The organism is Verminephrobacter eiseniae EF01-2 (assembly GCF_000015565.1).
Lineage (GTDB): Bacteria > Pseudomonadota > Gammaproteobacteria > Burkholderiales > Burkholderiaceae_C > Acidovorax > Acidovorax eiseniae.
This window is the reverse complement of the sequence record NC_008786.1, coordinates 828,070-842,869: the sequence shown is the minus strand read 5'-3', so window position 1 is coordinate 842,869 and position 14,800 is coordinate 828,070. Positions and strand designations below refer to the sequence as shown.

The following is a 14,800-nucleotide window of genomic DNA, read 5'->3' as shown; positions in this document are numbered from 1 at the left end:
GGCCCGTGCCGGGGCGCTGGCGACGGGCGCCTTGGCGCTGGGCGCGGCCCTGTTGGGCTGGCGCCCGGCCATTGCCCCGGTGGCGCAGATGGCAGGGGCCTCGGTCTACAGCGCCGCCACCATCGAACGCGGCCGGCTGCTGGCCGCTGCCGGCAACTGCGCGGGCTGCCACACCGCTGCCGGCGGCAGGCCGAATGCGGGCGGACGCGGCCTGGCCACGCCCTTTGGCACCGTCTACAGCACCAACCTCACGCCGGATGCCGAAACCGGCATCGGCCAATGGTCCTTCAGCGCCTTTCAGCGCGCGCTGCGCGAGGGCATCGCGCGCGACGGCCGGCACCTGTACCCGGCGTTCCCGTATACCGCGTTCGCGAAGATCGGCGACGCCGACCTGACCGCGCTCTACGCCTGGCTGATGGCCCAGCCGCCGCAGCGCTCGGAGGTTCCGGCGACGCAGTTGGCCTTCCCGTTCAACCTGCGCCCGCTGCTGGCCGGCTGGAACGCACTGTTCCACGACCCCCGCCCCTGGCAGCCCGACCCCGGCCGCTCGCCCGAATGGAACCGGGGCGCCTACCTGGCACAGGGCCTGGGCCATTGCGGCGCCTGCCACACGCCGCGCAACGCGCGCGGAGCGGAGCAGGGCGGCGCGGCCTGGCTCTCGGGCGCCATGGTCGACGGCTGGGAGGCGCCCGCGCTCACGGGCCTGTCCAAGGCGCCCGTGCCATGGGACGCCGCAGCGCTCTACAGCTACCTGCGCCACGGCCACAGCCCGGAGCACGGCAGTGCCGCCGGCCCGATGGCGCTAGTGTCGTGTCACTGATCAGATGTCGTAGGCTGCGCGCAGCCATCGGAGCGCAGCGCAAGGCGCATAGCGCGGCCCATACCGAGCGTATTGGCAAGCGATGCAACGCCGCGATGCGCTTCGATGGCCAGCGCAGACCGACAGATGATCGGTGACACGACACCAGTGGTGCGCGCACTGGCGCCATTGCCTGACGCCGACATCCATGCGCTGGCCCGGTACCTGGCCTCGTTCAGCGCCAGTGCGCCAGCGGCCCAGACCCAAGCCCGGGCGCGCGCTGTCGTGGACAACGCCGCCGCACAGGCCCCGCTGCCCGGTCCGGCCCAGCGGCTGTTCGACGGTGCCTGCTCCGCCTGCCACCATGACGGCGACGGCCCCACATTGCTCGGCCTGAATGTGCCGCTGGCGCTCAACAGCAAGCTGCACAGCGACCGGCCCGACAACCTGTTGCAGGTCATCGTGCATGGCATCCGCGAGCCTGCGGCGCATGACATCGGCTTCATGCCCGCCTTCGGCGCGGCGCTCAGCGATGCGCAGATCATCGAACTGGCAAGCCATATGCGCGCGCGCCATGCCCCCGGGCGGGCCGCATGGCGCGACCTGCCGCAGGCGCTGGCGCGTGTGCGGGCCGGCCCTGCGCATCCGTGAGCATCCTGTACATCATCCTGTGTCAGCCCCCCGTTCTTTGGCGTAGACATTGGCGGCCCGGCCCGGCCCGGCACCGGCACCGGCACCGGCACCGGCACCGGCACCGGCACCGGCATGGCGCGACCTCATGCTTTTCGAATGGTCGAGAAAACCCCCGGGATCGATGGGCACCGGGGTCTCGTGGGTTGTCGATGTCGTCCATTCATACGGTGATCTGTAATGGAATACCCGATGCGGCCTGGCCCGCTGCTTGCAGTAGATTGAATCGGAAGCGCTAGTGTCGCGTCACGGATCAGATGTCGTAGGCTGCGCGCAGCCATCGGAGCGCAGCGCAAGGCGCATCGCGCAGCCAATACCGAGCGTATTGGCAAGCGATGCAACGCCGCGATGCGCTTCGATGGCCAGCGCAGACCGACAGATGATCCGTGACGCGACACTAGGCCCGCCCGTTCGATGCACCACCCTGATGCACGCGATCGCGCCATGCGGATCGAACCGGCCGGCACGGCCATCGGTCTGATCGGCACCTTCGCGCGGTGCGCAGACAGCCATCTCCAAAGACCCGTGCATGTCCTTCCTGCAACTGACCGACTTGAGCAAGTTCTACGGCAATGCCTGCGCCGTGTCGGCGATGAACCTGGCGGTGGAAAAAGGCGAGTTCGTCTCCCTGCTCGGGCCATCGGGCTGCGGCAAGACCACCACGCTGCAAATGGTGGCCGGCTTCGTGACCGTCAGCAGCGGGCGCATCGCACTCGATGGCCGCGACATCACCCATGCCAAGGCCAACACGCGTGGCCTGGGCATCGTGTTTCAGAGCTACGCGCTGTTTGCCCACATGACGGTGGCCGACAATGTGGGCTTCGGCCTGGAGATGCGCAAGCTGCCCAAGGCCGAGCGGCGCGAACGCACGGCCTTGGCGCTGGCGTTGGTGCATCTGGAGCAGCAGGCCGGTCGTTACCCGCGCGAGCTATCGGGCGGCCAGCGCCAGCGTGTGGCGCTGGCGCGCGCGCTGGTGATCGAGCCTGCGGTTTTGCTGCTGGACGAGCCCCTGTCCAACCTCGATGCCAAGCTGCGCGAGGAGATGCAGTTCGAGTTGCGCCAGATCCAGCGCAAGGTGGGCACGACCACGGTGATGGTCACGCATGACCAGAGCGAGGCCATGTCGATCAGCGACCGTGTGGTGGTGATGCAGGCCGGCCGCGCCACGCAGATCGACCACCCGCAGCGCGTGTACGAGCACCCGCGCACGCGCTTCATCGCCACCTTCGTGGGCAAGGCCAACCTGCTGCCCGGCACGGTCGGCGCCAGCGCTGCGCGCACGCAGGTGACGGTGGGCCCGCTCACCGTGGAGGTGGCCGTGCAAGGCCCGCGCTTCGACCCGGGCGCGGCGGTGCTGCTGAGCGTGCGGCCCGAGAAGCTGCAAATCGTGCCTGTCGCGCAAGGCCGGCTCGATGGCGCGGTGTGCGAACGTTTCTTCCTGGGCAGCCAGTGGCTCTACCGCGTGGGCAGCGCGGTGGGCGAGTTGATGGTGCTGGCGCCCAACGATGGCCGCAACGCCTTGCACGAGGGCGATCGCACCGGCCTGGACTGGCCCGACCACTGTATGCGCCTGCTGCCCGCCGATGATGCGGATCTGGCCGATGGGGCGACCGAGGCGGCGCCATGAACCTGCTGCACCCGAGGGCCGTTCCCTGGTGGCTGTCCGGCCCGGCCCTGGTGCTGTTTGCCGCGCTGCTGCTGGTGCCGCTGGCGCTGACGGCGGTGCTGTCGTTGAACATGTTCGACCCGGCCACCGGGGTGAAGGCCGGCACGTTCACGCTGGAGCATTACGCCCAGGTGTTTACCGACGGGTACTACCACGCCATCTTCTGGCGCACCTTCTGGATGGCCGCTCTGGTCACGCTGATCTGCGTGCTCATCGGCGCGCCCGAGGCCTGGATTCTGAGCCGCATGGGCAAGCCCTGGCGCACCATCTTGCTGCTGGTGGTGCTGGCTCCGCTGCTGGTGTCGGTGGTGGTGCGGGCTTTTGGCTGGAGCCTGCTGCTGGGGCCCGAGGGGCTGGTCAACGGCGCGCTGCAGCGCATCGGTATCGGCCCCGTGAAGATGCTCTACACCGAGATCGCGGTCGTGGTGGCCTTGGTGCATGTGATGCTGCCGTTCATGGTGATTCCGGTGTGGACCTCGCTGCAAAAGCTCGACCCCGGGGTGGAGAACGCTGCGCTGTCGCTACAGGCCACGCCGCTGACCACGCTGCGCCGCATCGTGCTGCCGCAGGTGCTGCCCGGCATTTTGTCGGGCAGTCTGATCGTGTTTGGTCTGGCGGCCAGCTCGTTTGCCATTCCCGGTCTGCTCGGCGGGCGGCGCCTGAAGATGGTGGCCACCGTGGTGTACGACGAATACCTGCACGCGCTGAACTGGCCGCTGGGCGCCGCGATTGCGCTGACCTTGCTGCTGGCCAATCTGGTCGTGATGCTCAGCTACCACCGGCTGCTGGAAGGCCATTACAAAAAGGCACTGGGCTGAGCGCATGCCAAAAAACGGCCCCATCGCCCTGGCGTTCAACGCCCTGGTCATCGCCTTCATGCTGGCGCCGCTGCTGGGGGTGTGCCTGGTGGCGTTCACGCCGCACGACACGCTCACCCTGCCGACCACCGGGTTCTCGTTGCGCTGGTTCCGGGCGGTGTTCGAGCACCCGGACTTCGTGCAGTCGTTCTGGAACAGCCTGTGGCTGGCCCTGGCCTCGGCCACATTGGCCACGGTGCTGGCCGTGCCTGCGGGCATTGCGATGACCCGCTACATGTTCCCGGGGCGCGGCTGGCTCAACGGTCTGTTCCTGTCGCCGCTGATCATCCCGCACCTGGTGCTGGGCGTAGCCCTGCTGCGCCTGTTTGCGCTCATCGATGGCACGGGCCACTTTGGCTGGCTGGTGCTGGCACATGCGCTCATCATCACGCCCTACACGCTGCGTCTGGTGGCGGCGGCATTGGTGGGCTTCGACCGCAGTGCCGAACATGCGGCGCTGTCGCTGGGCGCAAGCCAGGCCACGGTGTTCAGGCGCATCACGCTGCCGATGATCGCGCCGGGCGTGACCGGCGGCTGGATGCTGGCGTTCATCAACAGCTTCGATGAGGTGACGCTGTCGATCTTCGTCACCTCGCCCAGCACGGTGACGCTGCCGGTGCGCATGTACATGTACGCCACCGAGTCGATCGACCCGCTGATGGCCGCCGTGTCGGCCCTGATGGTGGCGCTGACGGCCTGTGCGATGGTGCTGCTCGACCGGGTGTACGGGCTCGACCGGGTGCTGGTCGGGCGGCAATGAATGCGCACCGTGACCATGCCCCCATCCCGCCCCTTGCTGCAGCGCGTGGCAGAGCACGAGCGCCCGCCCGTGCCCTTCACGCTGGACGGCCAGCCCGCTCTGGCCTTGGCCGGCGACACGGTGCTGACCGCCATCCTGACGCACTGCGCCCAATTGCGGCGCAATGAATTCAGTGGCCAGCCGCGCGCCGGCTTTTGCCTGATCGGCGCCTGCCAGGACTGCTGGGTGCAGACCGACGGCGGTCGGCGGTTGCGCGCCTGCACGAGCTTTATCGCGCCGGGCATGGCCCTGCGCACCGGTGCCACGGACGCAGTCGCCACATGACCTCGACAACGCCGCTGCAAGCCGTCATCGTGGGCGCCGGCCCCGCCGGCATCCGTGCGGCGCAGACGCTGGCAGCGCATGGCCTGCGGCCGGTGCTGATCGACGAGGCCGCGCGCGGCGGCGGGCAGGTGTACCGGCGCCCGCCGGCCCATTTCCAGCGCCCGCCCCGGGCGCTGTATGGCAGCCAGGCTGCGCGCGCCACGGCCCTGCACCGCACGCTCGACGGACTGCAAGCGCAGATCGACTACCAAAGCGACAGCCTGGTGTGGAACGCCGAAGGCGGCCAACTCGATCTGCTGCATGGCCCCACGCAAACCACGCGCACACTGCGTTACGGCCCGTTGATCGTGGCCAGCGGCGCCACCGACCGGGTGCTGCCCGTTCCCGGCTGGACGCTGCCCGGCGTGTACACGCTGGGCGCAGCGCAGGTGGCGCTGAAATTCCAGGGCTGCGCCATAGGCCGCAACGTGGTGCTGATGGGCACCGGGCCGCTGCTGTACCTGGTGGCCTGCCAATACGCGCGATGCGCCGGCACCCGGGTGGCTGCGGTGCTCGACACCGCCCGCCGGGCCGACCAACTTGCCGCCGTGCCCGCGCTGCTCGCAGAACCCGCCATCCTGGCCAGGGGCTTGCACTGTGTGGCTTGGCTGCGCGCGCATGGCGTGCCCATCCACAGGGGCATCCGCCCGGTGCGGGTGCAAGGCGATGCCCGGGTCAGTGCCGTGGTCTGGAGCGATGGCGCGCAGCAGCACCGCCTGGCCTGCGATGCCATCGGCCTGGGCCATGGGCTGCGCTCGGAAACCCAACTGGCCGACCTGCTGGACTGCCGCTTTGTCTGGTCACCGGCCGAGCACGCCCATTTGCCCGCGCACGATGCGGCCGGCCGCAGCAGCGTGCCCGGTGTCTACCTGGCCGGCGATGGCGCAGGCATCATGGGTGCGGACGCGGCGGAGTGCGCGGGCGAACGCGCAGCGCTGGCGCTGCTGGCCGACCATGGCCGGGCGGTGGACGGCGCGCGCGCCCGGCAGTTGGAGCGGCGCCTGGGCCAACTGCGCCGCGTCGGGCAGGCGCTCGCGCGTGCCTTTCCCCTGCCTGCCGACTGGGCTGCCCAGGCCCCCGACGCACTGCTGCTGTGCCGCTGCGAGAACATCACGGCGGGCCAATTGCGCGCCTGCGCACGCGAGACCGGGGCCGATGAAATGAACCGCCTCAAGGCCCTGACCCGCATCGGCATGGGCCGCTGCCAGGGACGCATCTGCGCTCTGGCGGGCGCCGAGATTCTGGCCCAGGCCACAGGCCGGCCGGTCGAGCAGGTGGGCCGCCTGCGCGGGCAGGCGCCGATCAAGCCGATTCCGCTCCATCTGCAGACGCAACAGGTCGCCGACGGCACTGATGCCGCAGCGCCGCCACGCGATGAGTAGCAGCAGCCGCATCATCGCCACCGATGTGGCCATCGTGGGCGGCGGCATCGTCGGCGCGTCGGCCGCGCTGGCGCTGCGCCGCAAGGGCGTGGACGTGTTGCTGCTGGAGCACGACCTGTGCGGCGCGCGCGCCAGCGGTGTGAACTATGGCGGCGTGCGGCGCCAGGGGCGCCCGCTGAGCCAACTGCCACTGGCGCAGCGCGCCCACCAGATCTGGGCCGATCTGCCGGCACTGATCGGCACCGATGGCGAATACCTGCGCAGCGGCCATTTCAAGATCGCGCGCAGCCAGGCCGATCTGCAAGCGCTGGAGAGCTACCAGGCCCTGAGCCGCGACTTCGACCTGGGGCTCGAACTGCTCTCGGGCGCCAGCCTGCGCCAGCGCTGCCCCTGGCTGGGCAGCCATGCGCTGGGCGGCTCGCTCTGCCCGCAGGACGGACAGGCCAACCCGCGCCTGGTGTCGCCCGCGCTGGCGCGGGCCGCGCAGCGGGCCGGGGCGCGAATCCACGAACGCACGCCGCTCGACGAAGTGCTGCACGACGGCCGGCAGTTCCTGCTGCGCTCAGGCCGGCATTTGCAGGTGCGCGCTCCGGTGCTGCTCAACTGCGCCGGCGCCTGGGCCGGCGCACTGGCCGCCCAATTTGGCGAAGCCGTGCCGTTGCGCTCGGGCCACCCGGCGATGGCAGTGACCGAGCCCCTGCCCATGTTCCTGCCGTGGAGCCTGGGCGTGGAGGGCGGCAGCATCTACTGCCGCCAGGCGGCACGCGGCAACCTGGTGCTCGGCGGCGGCTCGGGCCTGGCGCTCGACGCCGAGCGCGCGCGCTCGCAGCGCAGCGCCATCGCCGCGCTGGCCGTGCAGGCGATCGAACTGCTGCCGGCCCTGCGCAACGCGCATTTCATCCGCACCTGGAGCGGCACCGAGGGCTATCTGCCCGACCACCAGCCGGTGCTGTGCCAAAGCCGCCGCCGGCCCGGCCTGATCCATGGCTTTGGCTTTTCGGGCGCGGGCTTTCAGTTGGGCCCGGCCGTGGGCGAAGTGCTGGCCGAACTGGCCTGTGACGGCCGCAGCAGCACGCCCATCGAGGCATTTGCGATAGAACGGTTCGCTGCCCACATCCCCACCTGAAAGGAAACCACCATGCGCCTTAGCGTCCGCCCCACAGGTCCCGTCACAGGCCCCGTCACAGGCCCCGTTACAAGCCCCGTCACAGGCCCCGTCACAGGCCCCGTGCGCGGCAAACTCCTGGCAGCCGCCGTGGCAAGCATGCTCGCCGGCAGCGCCGTCGGGCAAACCAAAACCCTCTACATCGGCATGAACGGCGGCTTGATGGAGCGGACTTACACGCAGCACGCATTCCCGGCCTTTGAAAAGCAGTATGGGGTCCGGGTCGTGGTGGTGCCCGGCACCTCCTCCGACATCTTGGCCAAGGCCCGGGCCCACAAAGAGCGGCCGCAGATGCACCTGATGTTCCTGGACGACGGCATCATGGTGCGCGCCATCGGCATGGGCCTGTGCGAAAGGCAGCGCCCCAACCCGCACCTGAACGATATCCACCCGGCGGCCCGCTTCAGGGACGACCTGGCCAGCGGTGTGTCCCTGACCATGACGGGCCTGGCCTACAACACCAAGATGTTTGCTGACAAGGGCTGGGCCGCGCCCGCTTCGTGGATGGACCTTGCCGACCCCAAATACAAGGGCCGGGTGGTGTTCCAATCGCTGCCCTCGTCTACCTTCGGGCTGCATGGCTTCATGATGTTCAACCGCATACAGGGCGGCAACGACAAGAACGTGGAGCCCGGCTTCAAAGCCTGGGGCCACACCATAGGCCCGAATGTGTTGGAGTACATCGCCAACTCGGCCAAGATCTCCGAGATGGTGCAGACCGGCGAGGCCGCGCTGTTCCCGCTGACCCCCACCGCCGTCGTGGCGCTCAAGCTCAAGGGCATTCCGGTGGAGTACGCACAGCCCAAGGAGGGCGCGGTGATGCTGCTCACCGCACAATGCGTGATCGCCAAAAACAGCGAGCCCGAACTGGCGCAGAAGTTGGCCGAGTTTCTGCTCGGCCCGCAGGCCCAGGCCAATGCGCTACAGTTTGGCGCGCAGATTCCGACCAACCCCAAGGTCGCAGCCAGCGGCGAAAGCGCGGCGCTGGTGGCCCGGTTCAACCAATGGATGGGCAATGCCGTCACGGTGGACTGGGACAGCATCAACGCCAGCCGCCCGGCCTGGAATGTGCGCTGGAACAAGACCATCGAGCGTTGAGGGGCGCTCGGCAAGGCCCACCACTGGAGGCATGGGGAAAGCCATTCCGACAGCGCTCCCCATGGGTGATCGCCTGGTGAGCACCAGGGAGGCGCTGAAACCGATGGCCAGGGAGTCACCATGGGCACCGCCGACACCGGTGCCCCCGCCCGCATCGACACCCATACCAGGGAACATGCCGCCGAGGCACTCGAAGCAATGGGGCTGTCCACTTCGGATGCCGCCCGTTTGCCGATGCGGCGTCAGCTACCTTCCGGGCGTCTGGTGGGTCAGGGCCGCATTCAGGGTCGCATCGAGGACCTGATCCACCGGGGCGGCGACAAGGTGGCCGCAGCGGGCCGCAGTCTGGAGACGACGGGCCGATGGATCGGCGCCCGGCCGTTCTTTTTTGCTTTCCCCTTTTACTTTCCCTGCCTTGCCGCGACCGGCGTATCGACCGGCGGTTTCCAGTCCTTGCCGGGAATCGAGGCGATCAATCGGCGCGTGTAGTCATGCTGCGGGGCGGCGAAGAGTTGCGCCGGCGGGCCGGTCTCGACCACGCTGCCACGGTGCATCACGATCAGTTGCTGGCAGATTTGGGCCGCCACCCGCAGGTCGTGCGTGATGAAGATCAGCGCCAGATTGAACTGCCGTTGCAGGCGGGCCAGCAGCTCCAGCACCTGGGCCTGCACCGAGACATCGAGCGCGGAGACCGACTCGTCGGCGACGACCAGTTGGGGCTGCATGGCCAGCGCGCGGGCAATGCCGATGCGCTGGCGTTGGCCGCCCGAGAACTGCTGCGGATAGCGCGCAAAGGCCGAGGCTTCCAGACCGACGAGTTCCAGCAGTTCGCGGGCGCGCCGCTGCGCCTCGGCCATCGGCACGCCGTTGGCCACCGGCCCGTCGCAGATGATGCGTCCGACGGTGTGCCGCGGGTTCAGCGATGCGAAGGGGTCCTGGAAAATCATCTGCACATGCCTGCGCAGCGGTCGGAACTGGCGTTCGCCGAGTGTGGCCAGGTCGCAGCCGTTGAAATGGAGCTCGCCGCCATCGATGTCGGTCAAGCGCAGCAGGCATTTGGCGATGGTGGACTTGCCCGAGCCTGATTCGCCGACGATGCCCAGCGTTTCTCCGCGCCGCACGCTGAAGCTCACATCATCGACCGCGACGACGACGCGCTTTGGCCGCCACCAGCCGCCGCCGGTGACATAGGTCTTGCGCAGATGGCGCACCTCCAGCACGGTCTCGGCGGCGCTGGCCGATGGCGGCAGCGCGCGGCCATGCGGGACGGCAGCGATGAGTTTGCGGGTGTAGGGGTGCCGGGGCGCATCGAGCAGTTGCCTGGCGGGGCCTAGCTCGACCAGCCGGCCCTGCTCCATCACGGCCACCCGGTGGGCGATCTCGGCCACCACGCCAAAGTCGTGGGTGACGAACATCACGCCCATGCCTTTGTCCCGCTGTATGCGGCGGATCAGCGCCAGAATCTGCGCCTGCGTGGTCACGTCCAGCGCGGTGGTGGGCTCGTCGGCAATCAGCAGGCTCGGCTCCAGCGCCAACGCCATTGCAATCACGACGCGCTGGCGCTGGCCGCCCGACAGCCGGAAGGGGTAGCTGTGGCGCAGCGCCGCCGGGTCGGGCAGGCCGACGAATTCGAGCAGTTCCAACACCCGGCGCTCCCAAGCCCGGGCATTGTCGTTGCGTCCGCTGCGGTGCACGCGCAGCACCTCGGCGATTTGCTCGCCGACGGTCATCAACGGGTTCAGGGCCGACAGCGGCTCCTGGAAAACCATGGCCATGTCCTTGCCGCGCAGCGGCAGCAATGCGGCTTCGTCCAGTTGCAACAGGTCGCGCCCCTGGAACAGGATGCGACCGCCTTGCGCCGCGATGCCGGGCGGAAGCAGGCCCATGATGGCGTTGGCGCTCATCGACTTGCCCGAACCCGATTCGCCGACGATGCACAGGATTTCCCCGCGTTGCAGTTGCAGCGTGATGTCCTCGACCGCATAGGGGCGGTCGGCGCCCGGGGGCAGGGGGATGCTCAACTGCTCGATCGACAGCAGCGGCGGCGGGGTGGGGGTGGGGGCGTCGTGTGGCATCGGGTTGTCCTATGCGCCGCGCTGGCGCAGTGGCGGGTTCGGTGTGGCGTTCAGACCTGCGCCGGCCAGAAGGCATTTCAGGATCACGGCATCGAGCACGCGCACGGCCACCAGGGCCTGGGCGGGTCGGGAAACGAAGAAGGCGAGCAAGCTCATCGGCGACTCCATGCACATGGCACCAGGCGCGGTCGGCGCCACTGCGCCGGCCGGGCCGGTGCGGCTACGCCGCCCGGCCATTGGGAACCGGCGCGGCATGGCCGCACCGGGGCGCTCATTTTTTGTCGATATAAACCTTGTCGAAAGACTCGTTCAGGCCAATGGCGGTGGTCACCAGGTTCTTCACGTTGGCGCGGGAGAGCGTGGGGAACTCCAACTCCAGCAGGTAGACGTTGGCGACCTCCTGCGTCAGCAGCTTTTGCAGCTCGCTGTAGGCCCGCTGGCGCTCGGCCGCGTCGAGCGTGGAGCCGCCGCGTTGCCAGAGCGCATCGGCCTTCGGGTTGCTGTAACCCTGCACGTTGGCATAGGGCGAACCCTTGACGATGTTGCTGCTGCGGTACAGGCGCTCCACGCCCAGCGCCGGGTCGCCGAACTGGAAGGTGTAATTGGCGCTGATGTCGAAGTCCCAGTTGCCCGCGCGGCCCGCCCAGCCGCCGGCATCGGTGGACTCGATGCTGACCTTCAGCCCCAGGCCCTCCAGCATCTGCCGGACATATTCATCGAGCCGCTCCCAGTTGGCCCCGTAGGGCAGGGCCAGTATCTTCACCGGGTAGCGGCCCACCTCCACGCCCGACTCCTCGATCAGTGCGCGCGCCTTCTTCAGGTTGAACTCGAACACCGGCGTGTCGCGCTCGTAGAACCGGGTGGCGGACGCGAACGGCCCGGTGGCCGGTTTGCCCTGGCCGAAAAAGATGTTGTCGGCGATGAGTTGGCGGTTCAGCGCATGCATCACCGCCTGGCGCACCTTCAGGTTGTCAAACGGCGGCTTGCGCTGGTTGAGCATGATGTAGGCCAGCGGCGAGAACAGTTCCCAGCCCCGGGTCGTGTAGTCCACGCCGGGGATGGCGCGCAGCCGCTTGACATCCACGTTGTCCACGTCGCCGCCGCGCAGCACCTGCACATCGCCGCGCTCGAAGGCCACGGCGCGCGAGGCCGAATCGGGGATCACGTTGAAGACCAACTCGTCGAGGTAGGGCAGGCCCTTCTTCCAATAGTCGGGGTTGCGCACCAGCTTGATGTAGGCGCCCTTTTTCCACTCCTTGAACATGAACGGGCCGGTGCCCACCGGCTGCTGGTTGGCCGGGTTCTTGTGGTAGTCCCGGCCTTCGTAGAGGTGCCGGGGCATCATCGGCATGGTGCCGGTCTCGAACATCATGATGAACGGCGGAAACGGCTCCTTGAGCTTGATCTCCAACTGGTGGTCGCCCACGGCGCGCACCGAGGCCATGTATTTGTTGAGCACGGCGCGGGTGCGCACATGCACCTCGGGCAGCATCGTGCCGATGGAAAACGCCGCATCGGCGGCAGTGAACGGCTTGCCGTCATGCCACTTGACGCCGCTTGCCAACTGGAACGTATAGGTCAGGCCATCCGGTGAGATCGTCCAGCTTTGGGCCAACTCGGGCTGCGGCATGAGATCCGGGCCATACCTGAGCAACCCTTGGTAGATTTTGCCGGCCACATACTGTGCCGGCGCCGGCGCGTTGAATGCGCTGACCAGAAGCGGCGGCTCGGGCTGGACGATGAGCGACAAGGTGCCGCCCCGCACTGGAGTCGGGGTCTGTGCCTGTGCCGGCTCGGGCAGCGCCGTCCCGGTGGCCATGAAAGCCGCCAGGGCGCAGCAGAAACCCCTGCGCAGCGCGCGTCGTGCTACGGATTGCATGATGAAAACCTCCTTGGATGTTCGGTGGGGCCGTCACGGCCGTTGCGCTCGCCCGGGCGGAAAAAAGACGGCTGTGCAACGCCACGATGGCGGCGACCGAGCGGCACGGCCAGAGGTCGCGCCAGACCGAACGGTCCGAAGACTTGGCAAGCGGCCAACCCGGCGTGGCCGGCACGGTGTCCGGATCGCCGGGCGCCCTGCTGGCCAGCAAGCGGTTCAGGATCATGGCTGTGGGCACGAGCATGGGCCTTGGCGCGTCGGGAAACAAAAAAGGACAGGAAGCTCATCGGCGACTCCATGCACATGGCCCCAGGTGCGGTCGGCGCCACTGCGCCGGCCGGCCATTGGGAACCGGCGCGGCATGGCCGCACCGGGGCGCTCATTTTTTGTCGATATAAACCTTGTCGAAAGACTCGTTCAGGCCGATGGCGGTGGTCACCAGGTTCTTCACGTTGGCGCGGGAGAGCGTGGGGAATTCCAACTCCAGCAGGTAGACGTTGGCGACCTCCTGCGTCAGCAGCTTTTGCAGCTCGCTGTAGGCCCGCTGGCGTTCGGCTGCGTCGAGCGTGGCGCCGCCTTGCTGCCAGAGCGCATCGGCCTTGGGGCTGTCGTAGCCCTGCACGTTGGCAAAAGGCGAGCCTTTGACAATGTTGTTGCTGCGGTACAGGCGCTCCACGCCCAGCGCCGGATCGCCGTACTGGTAGGTGAAGTTGGTGGTGATGTCGAAGTCCCAGTTGCCCGCGCGGGCCGCCCAGCCGCCGGCATCGGTGGACTCGATGCTGACCTTCAGTCCCAGGCCCTCCAGCATCTGCCGGACATATTCATCGAGCCGCTCCCAGTTGGCCCCATAGGGCAGGGCCAGTATCTTCACCGGGTAGCGGCCCACCTCTACGCCCGACTCTTTGATCAGTGCACGCGCCTTCTTCAGGTTGAACTCGAACACCGGCGTGTCGCGGTCGTAGAACCGGGTGGCGGATGCGAACGGCCCGGTGGCCGGTTTGCCCTGGCCGAAAAAGATGTTGTCGGCGATGAGTTGGCGGTTCAGCGCATGCATTACCGCCTGGCGCACCTTCAGGTTGTCAAACGGCGGCTTGCGCTGGTTGAGCATGATGTAGGCCAGCGGCGAGAACAGTTCCCAGCCCCGGGTCGTGTAGTCCACGCCAGGGATGGCGCGCAGCCGCTTGACATCCACGTTGTCCACATCGCCACCGCGCAGCACCTGCACATCGCCGCGCTCGAAGGCCACGGCGCGCGAGGCCGAATCGGGGATCACGTTGAAGACCAGTTCGTCGAGGTAGGGCAGGCCCTTCTTCCAATAGTCGGGGTTGCGCACCAGTTTGATGTAAGCGCCCTTCTTCCACTCCTTGAACATGAACGGGCCGGTGCCCACCGGCTGCTGGTTGGCCGGGTTCTTGCGGTAGTCCCGGCCTTCGTAGAGGTGCCGGGGCATCATCGGCATGGTGCCGGTCTCGAACATCATGATGAACGGCGGAAACGGCTCCTTGAGCTTGATCTCCAACTGGTGATCGCCTACGGCGCGCACCGAGGCCATGTACTTGTTGAGCACGGCGCGGGTGCGCACATGCACCTCGGGCAGCATCGTGCCGATGGAAAACGCCGCATCGGCGGCAGTGAACGGCTTGCCGTCATGCCACTTGACGCCGCTTTCCAGCTCGAACGTATAGGTCAGGCCATCCGGTGCAATACGCCAACTCTTGGCCAGTTCGGGCAAGGGGTTCAGGTCCGGGCCATACCTGAGCAGCCCTTGGTAGATTTTGCCGGCCACATACAGCGTAGGCCCCTGCGAATTGATGGCGCTGACCAGAAGCGGCGGCTCGGGCTGGGCGATGAGCGACAAGGTGCCGCCCCGCACTGGAGTCGGGGTCTGGGCCTGCGCCGGCGCGGGCAGCGCCGCTGCGGTGGCGATGAAAGCCGCCAGGGCGAACCCGTACCCGCTGCGCAGCGCGCGTCGTGTTGCGGATGGCATGATGAAACCTCCTTCGGTGCTCGGTGGGGGATGGGAACCGGGGCGAACTCCGTCACGCGCAGGCTCGGCGCCGCACCAT

At 68.1% G+C, this 14,800-nt stretch carries 13 protein-coding genes and 1 pseudogene; 9 read left to right on the top strand and 5 right to left on the bottom strand.

The window, feature by feature from the left end; all coding sequences use genetic code 11:
* Position 1: 1 nt before the first annotated feature.
* Positions 2–1,450 (top strand): annotated as a pseudogene (locus VEIS_RS30200) (cytochrome c); the annotation flags it as partial.
* 125 nt (positions 1,451–1,575) lie between these two features.
* On the opposite strand, the gene VEIS_RS28210 reads toward VEIS_RS30200, so the two are convergent.
* Positions 1,576–1,887: a hypothetical protein gene (locus tag VEIS_RS28210; RefSeq protein ID WP_232287835.1), complete on the bottom strand. Its 312-nt coding sequence runs from the start codon at positions 1,885–1,887 to the stop codon at positions 1,576–1,578.
* A 131-nt stretch (positions 1,888–2,018) separates the two neighbouring features.
* Here VEIS_RS28210 and VEIS_RS03720 point away from each other — a divergent pair, with 131 nt between their 5' ends.
* The 8 genes from VEIS_RS03720 (at position 2,019) to VEIS_RS31455 (ending at position 9,269) form a co-directional block, all read left to right on the top strand.
* Positions 2,019–3,116 carry an ABC transporter ATP-binding protein gene (locus tag VEIS_RS03720; RefSeq protein ID WP_011808554.1) on the top strand — a complete coding sequence of 366 codons (1,098 nt, stop codon included), beginning with the start codon at positions 2,019–2,021 and terminating at the stop codon, positions 3,114–3,116.
* Complete coding sequence (locus tag VEIS_RS03715) at positions 3,113–3,973, top strand: ABC transporter permease (RefSeq protein ID WP_011808553.1); 861 nt, start codon at positions 3,113–3,115, stop codon at positions 3,971–3,973. The genes VEIS_RS03720 and VEIS_RS03715 overlap by 4 nt, the downstream gene beginning before the upstream one ends.
* A gap of 4 nt (positions 3,974–3,977) precedes the next feature.
* Entirely contained in the window at positions 3,978–4,772 is a 795-nt protein-coding gene (locus VEIS_RS03710; RefSeq protein ID WP_011808552.1) for an ABC transporter permease, read from the top strand.
* A 15-nt stretch (positions 4,773–4,787) separates the two neighbouring features.
* The gene (locus VEIS_RS03705) at positions 4,788–5,096 is read left to right on the top strand and encodes a (2Fe-2S)-binding protein (protein ID WP_232287834.1); all 309 of its coding nucleotides are present in this window, start codon (positions 4,788–4,790) and stop codon (positions 5,094–5,096) included.
* On the top strand, positions 5,093–6,517 hold the full coding sequence (locus VEIS_RS03700; protein WP_011808550.1) for an NAD(P)/FAD-dependent oxidoreductase: 1,425 nt from the start codon (positions 5,093–5,095) through the stop codon (positions 6,515–6,517). The genes VEIS_RS03705 and VEIS_RS03700 overlap by 4 nt, the downstream gene beginning before the upstream one ends.
* The gene (locus VEIS_RS03695; RefSeq protein ID WP_041950494.1) at positions 6,510–7,643 is read left to right on the top strand and encodes an NAD(P)/FAD-dependent oxidoreductase; all 1,134 of its coding nucleotides are present in this window, start codon (positions 6,510–6,512) and stop codon (positions 7,641–7,643) included. Before VEIS_RS03700 ends, VEIS_RS03695 begins: the two co-directional genes overlap by 8 nt.
* Positions 7,644–7,781: 138 nt before the next feature.
* The gene (locus VEIS_RS03690; protein WP_232287912.1) at positions 7,782–8,780 is read left to right on the top strand and encodes an ABC transporter substrate-binding protein; all 999 of its coding nucleotides are present in this window, start codon (positions 7,782–7,784) and stop codon (positions 8,778–8,780) included.
* 120 nt (positions 8,781–8,900) lie between these two features.
* Positions 8,901–9,269 (top strand): type II toxin-antitoxin system RelB/DinJ family antitoxin, encoded by a 369-nt coding sequence (locus VEIS_RS31455; protein WP_157048389.1) that lies wholly within the window; start codon positions 8,901–8,903, stop codon positions 9,267–9,269.
* On the opposite strand, the gene VEIS_RS03685 is transcribed toward VEIS_RS31455, so the two are convergent.
* The 4 genes from VEIS_RS03685 to VEIS_RS03670 form a co-directional block, all read right to left on the bottom strand.
* On the bottom strand, positions 9,182–10,855 hold the full coding sequence (locus VEIS_RS03685; protein WP_011808547.1) for an ABC transporter ATP-binding protein: 1,674 nt from the start codon (positions 10,853–10,855) through the stop codon (positions 9,182–9,184). The genes VEIS_RS31455 and VEIS_RS03685 overlap by 88 nt on opposite strands.
* Positions 10,856–10,864: 9 nt before the next feature.
* Positions 10,865–11,011, bottom strand: a complete 147-nt coding sequence (locus tag VEIS_RS28200) for a hypothetical protein (protein WP_157048388.1) — start codon at positions 11,009–11,011, stop codon at positions 10,865–10,867.
* Positions 11,012–11,126: 115 nt separating this feature from the next.
* Positions 11,127–12,734 carry an ABC transporter substrate-binding protein gene (locus VEIS_RS03675; RefSeq protein ID WP_011808546.1) on the bottom strand — a complete coding sequence of 536 codons (1,608 nt, stop codon included), beginning with the start codon at positions 12,732–12,734 and terminating at the stop codon, positions 11,127–11,129.
* A gap of 379 nt (positions 12,735–13,113) precedes the next feature.
* Complete coding sequence (locus VEIS_RS03670) at positions 13,114–14,721, bottom strand: ABC transporter substrate-binding protein (protein ID WP_011808544.1); 1,608 nt, start codon at positions 14,719–14,721, stop codon at positions 13,114–13,116.
* Positions 14,722–14,800: the final 79 nt, after the last annotated feature.

Excerpts from the sequence above, each read along its gene's own strand:
- VEIS_RS03695 (WP_041950494.1), top strand. The coding sequence starts at position 6,510 with ATGAGTAGCAGCAGCCGCATCATCGCCACCGATGTGGCCATCGTGGGC.
- VEIS_RS31455 (WP_157048389.1), top strand. The coding sequence starts at position 8,901 with ATGGGCACCGCCGACACCGGTGCCCCCGCCCGCATCGACACCCATACC.
- VEIS_RS03720 (WP_011808554.1), top strand. The coding sequence starts at position 2,019 with ATGTCCTTCCTGCAACTGACCGACTTGAGCAAGTTCTACGGCAATGCC.
- VEIS_RS03675 (WP_011808546.1), bottom strand. The coding sequence starts at position 12,734 with ATGCAATCCGTAGCACGACGCGCGCTGCGCAGGGGTTTCTGCTGCGCC.
- VEIS_RS03710 (WP_011808552.1), top strand. The coding sequence starts at position 3,978 with ATGCCAAAAAACGGCCCCATCGCCCTGGCGTTCAACGCCCTGGTCATC.
- VEIS_RS03690 (WP_232287912.1), top strand. The coding sequence starts at position 7,782 with ATGCTCGCCGGCAGCGCCGTCGGGCAAACCAAAACCCTCTACATCGGC.
- VEIS_RS03705 (WP_232287834.1), top strand. The coding sequence starts at position 4,788 with ATGCCCCCATCCCGCCCCTTGCTGCAGCGCGTGGCAGAGCACGAGCGC.
- VEIS_RS03700 (WP_011808550.1), top strand. The coding sequence starts at position 5,093 with ATGACCTCGACAACGCCGCTGCAAGCCGTCATCGTGGGCGCCGGCCCC.
- VEIS_RS28200 (WP_157048388.1), bottom strand. The coding sequence starts at position 11,011 with ATGAGCTTGCTCGCCTTCTTCGTTTCCCGACCCGCCCAGGCCCTGGTG.
- VEIS_RS03685 (WP_011808547.1), bottom strand. The coding sequence starts at position 10,855 with ATGCCACACGACGCCCCCACCCCCACCCCGCCGCCGCTGCTGTCGATC.
- VEIS_RS03715 (WP_011808553.1), top strand. The coding sequence starts at position 3,113 with ATGAACCTGCTGCACCCGAGGGCCGTTCCCTGGTGGCTGTCCGGCCCG.
- VEIS_RS03670 (WP_011808544.1), bottom strand. The coding sequence starts at position 14,721 with ATGCCATCCGCAACACGACGCGCGCTGCGCAGCGGGTACGGGTTCGCC.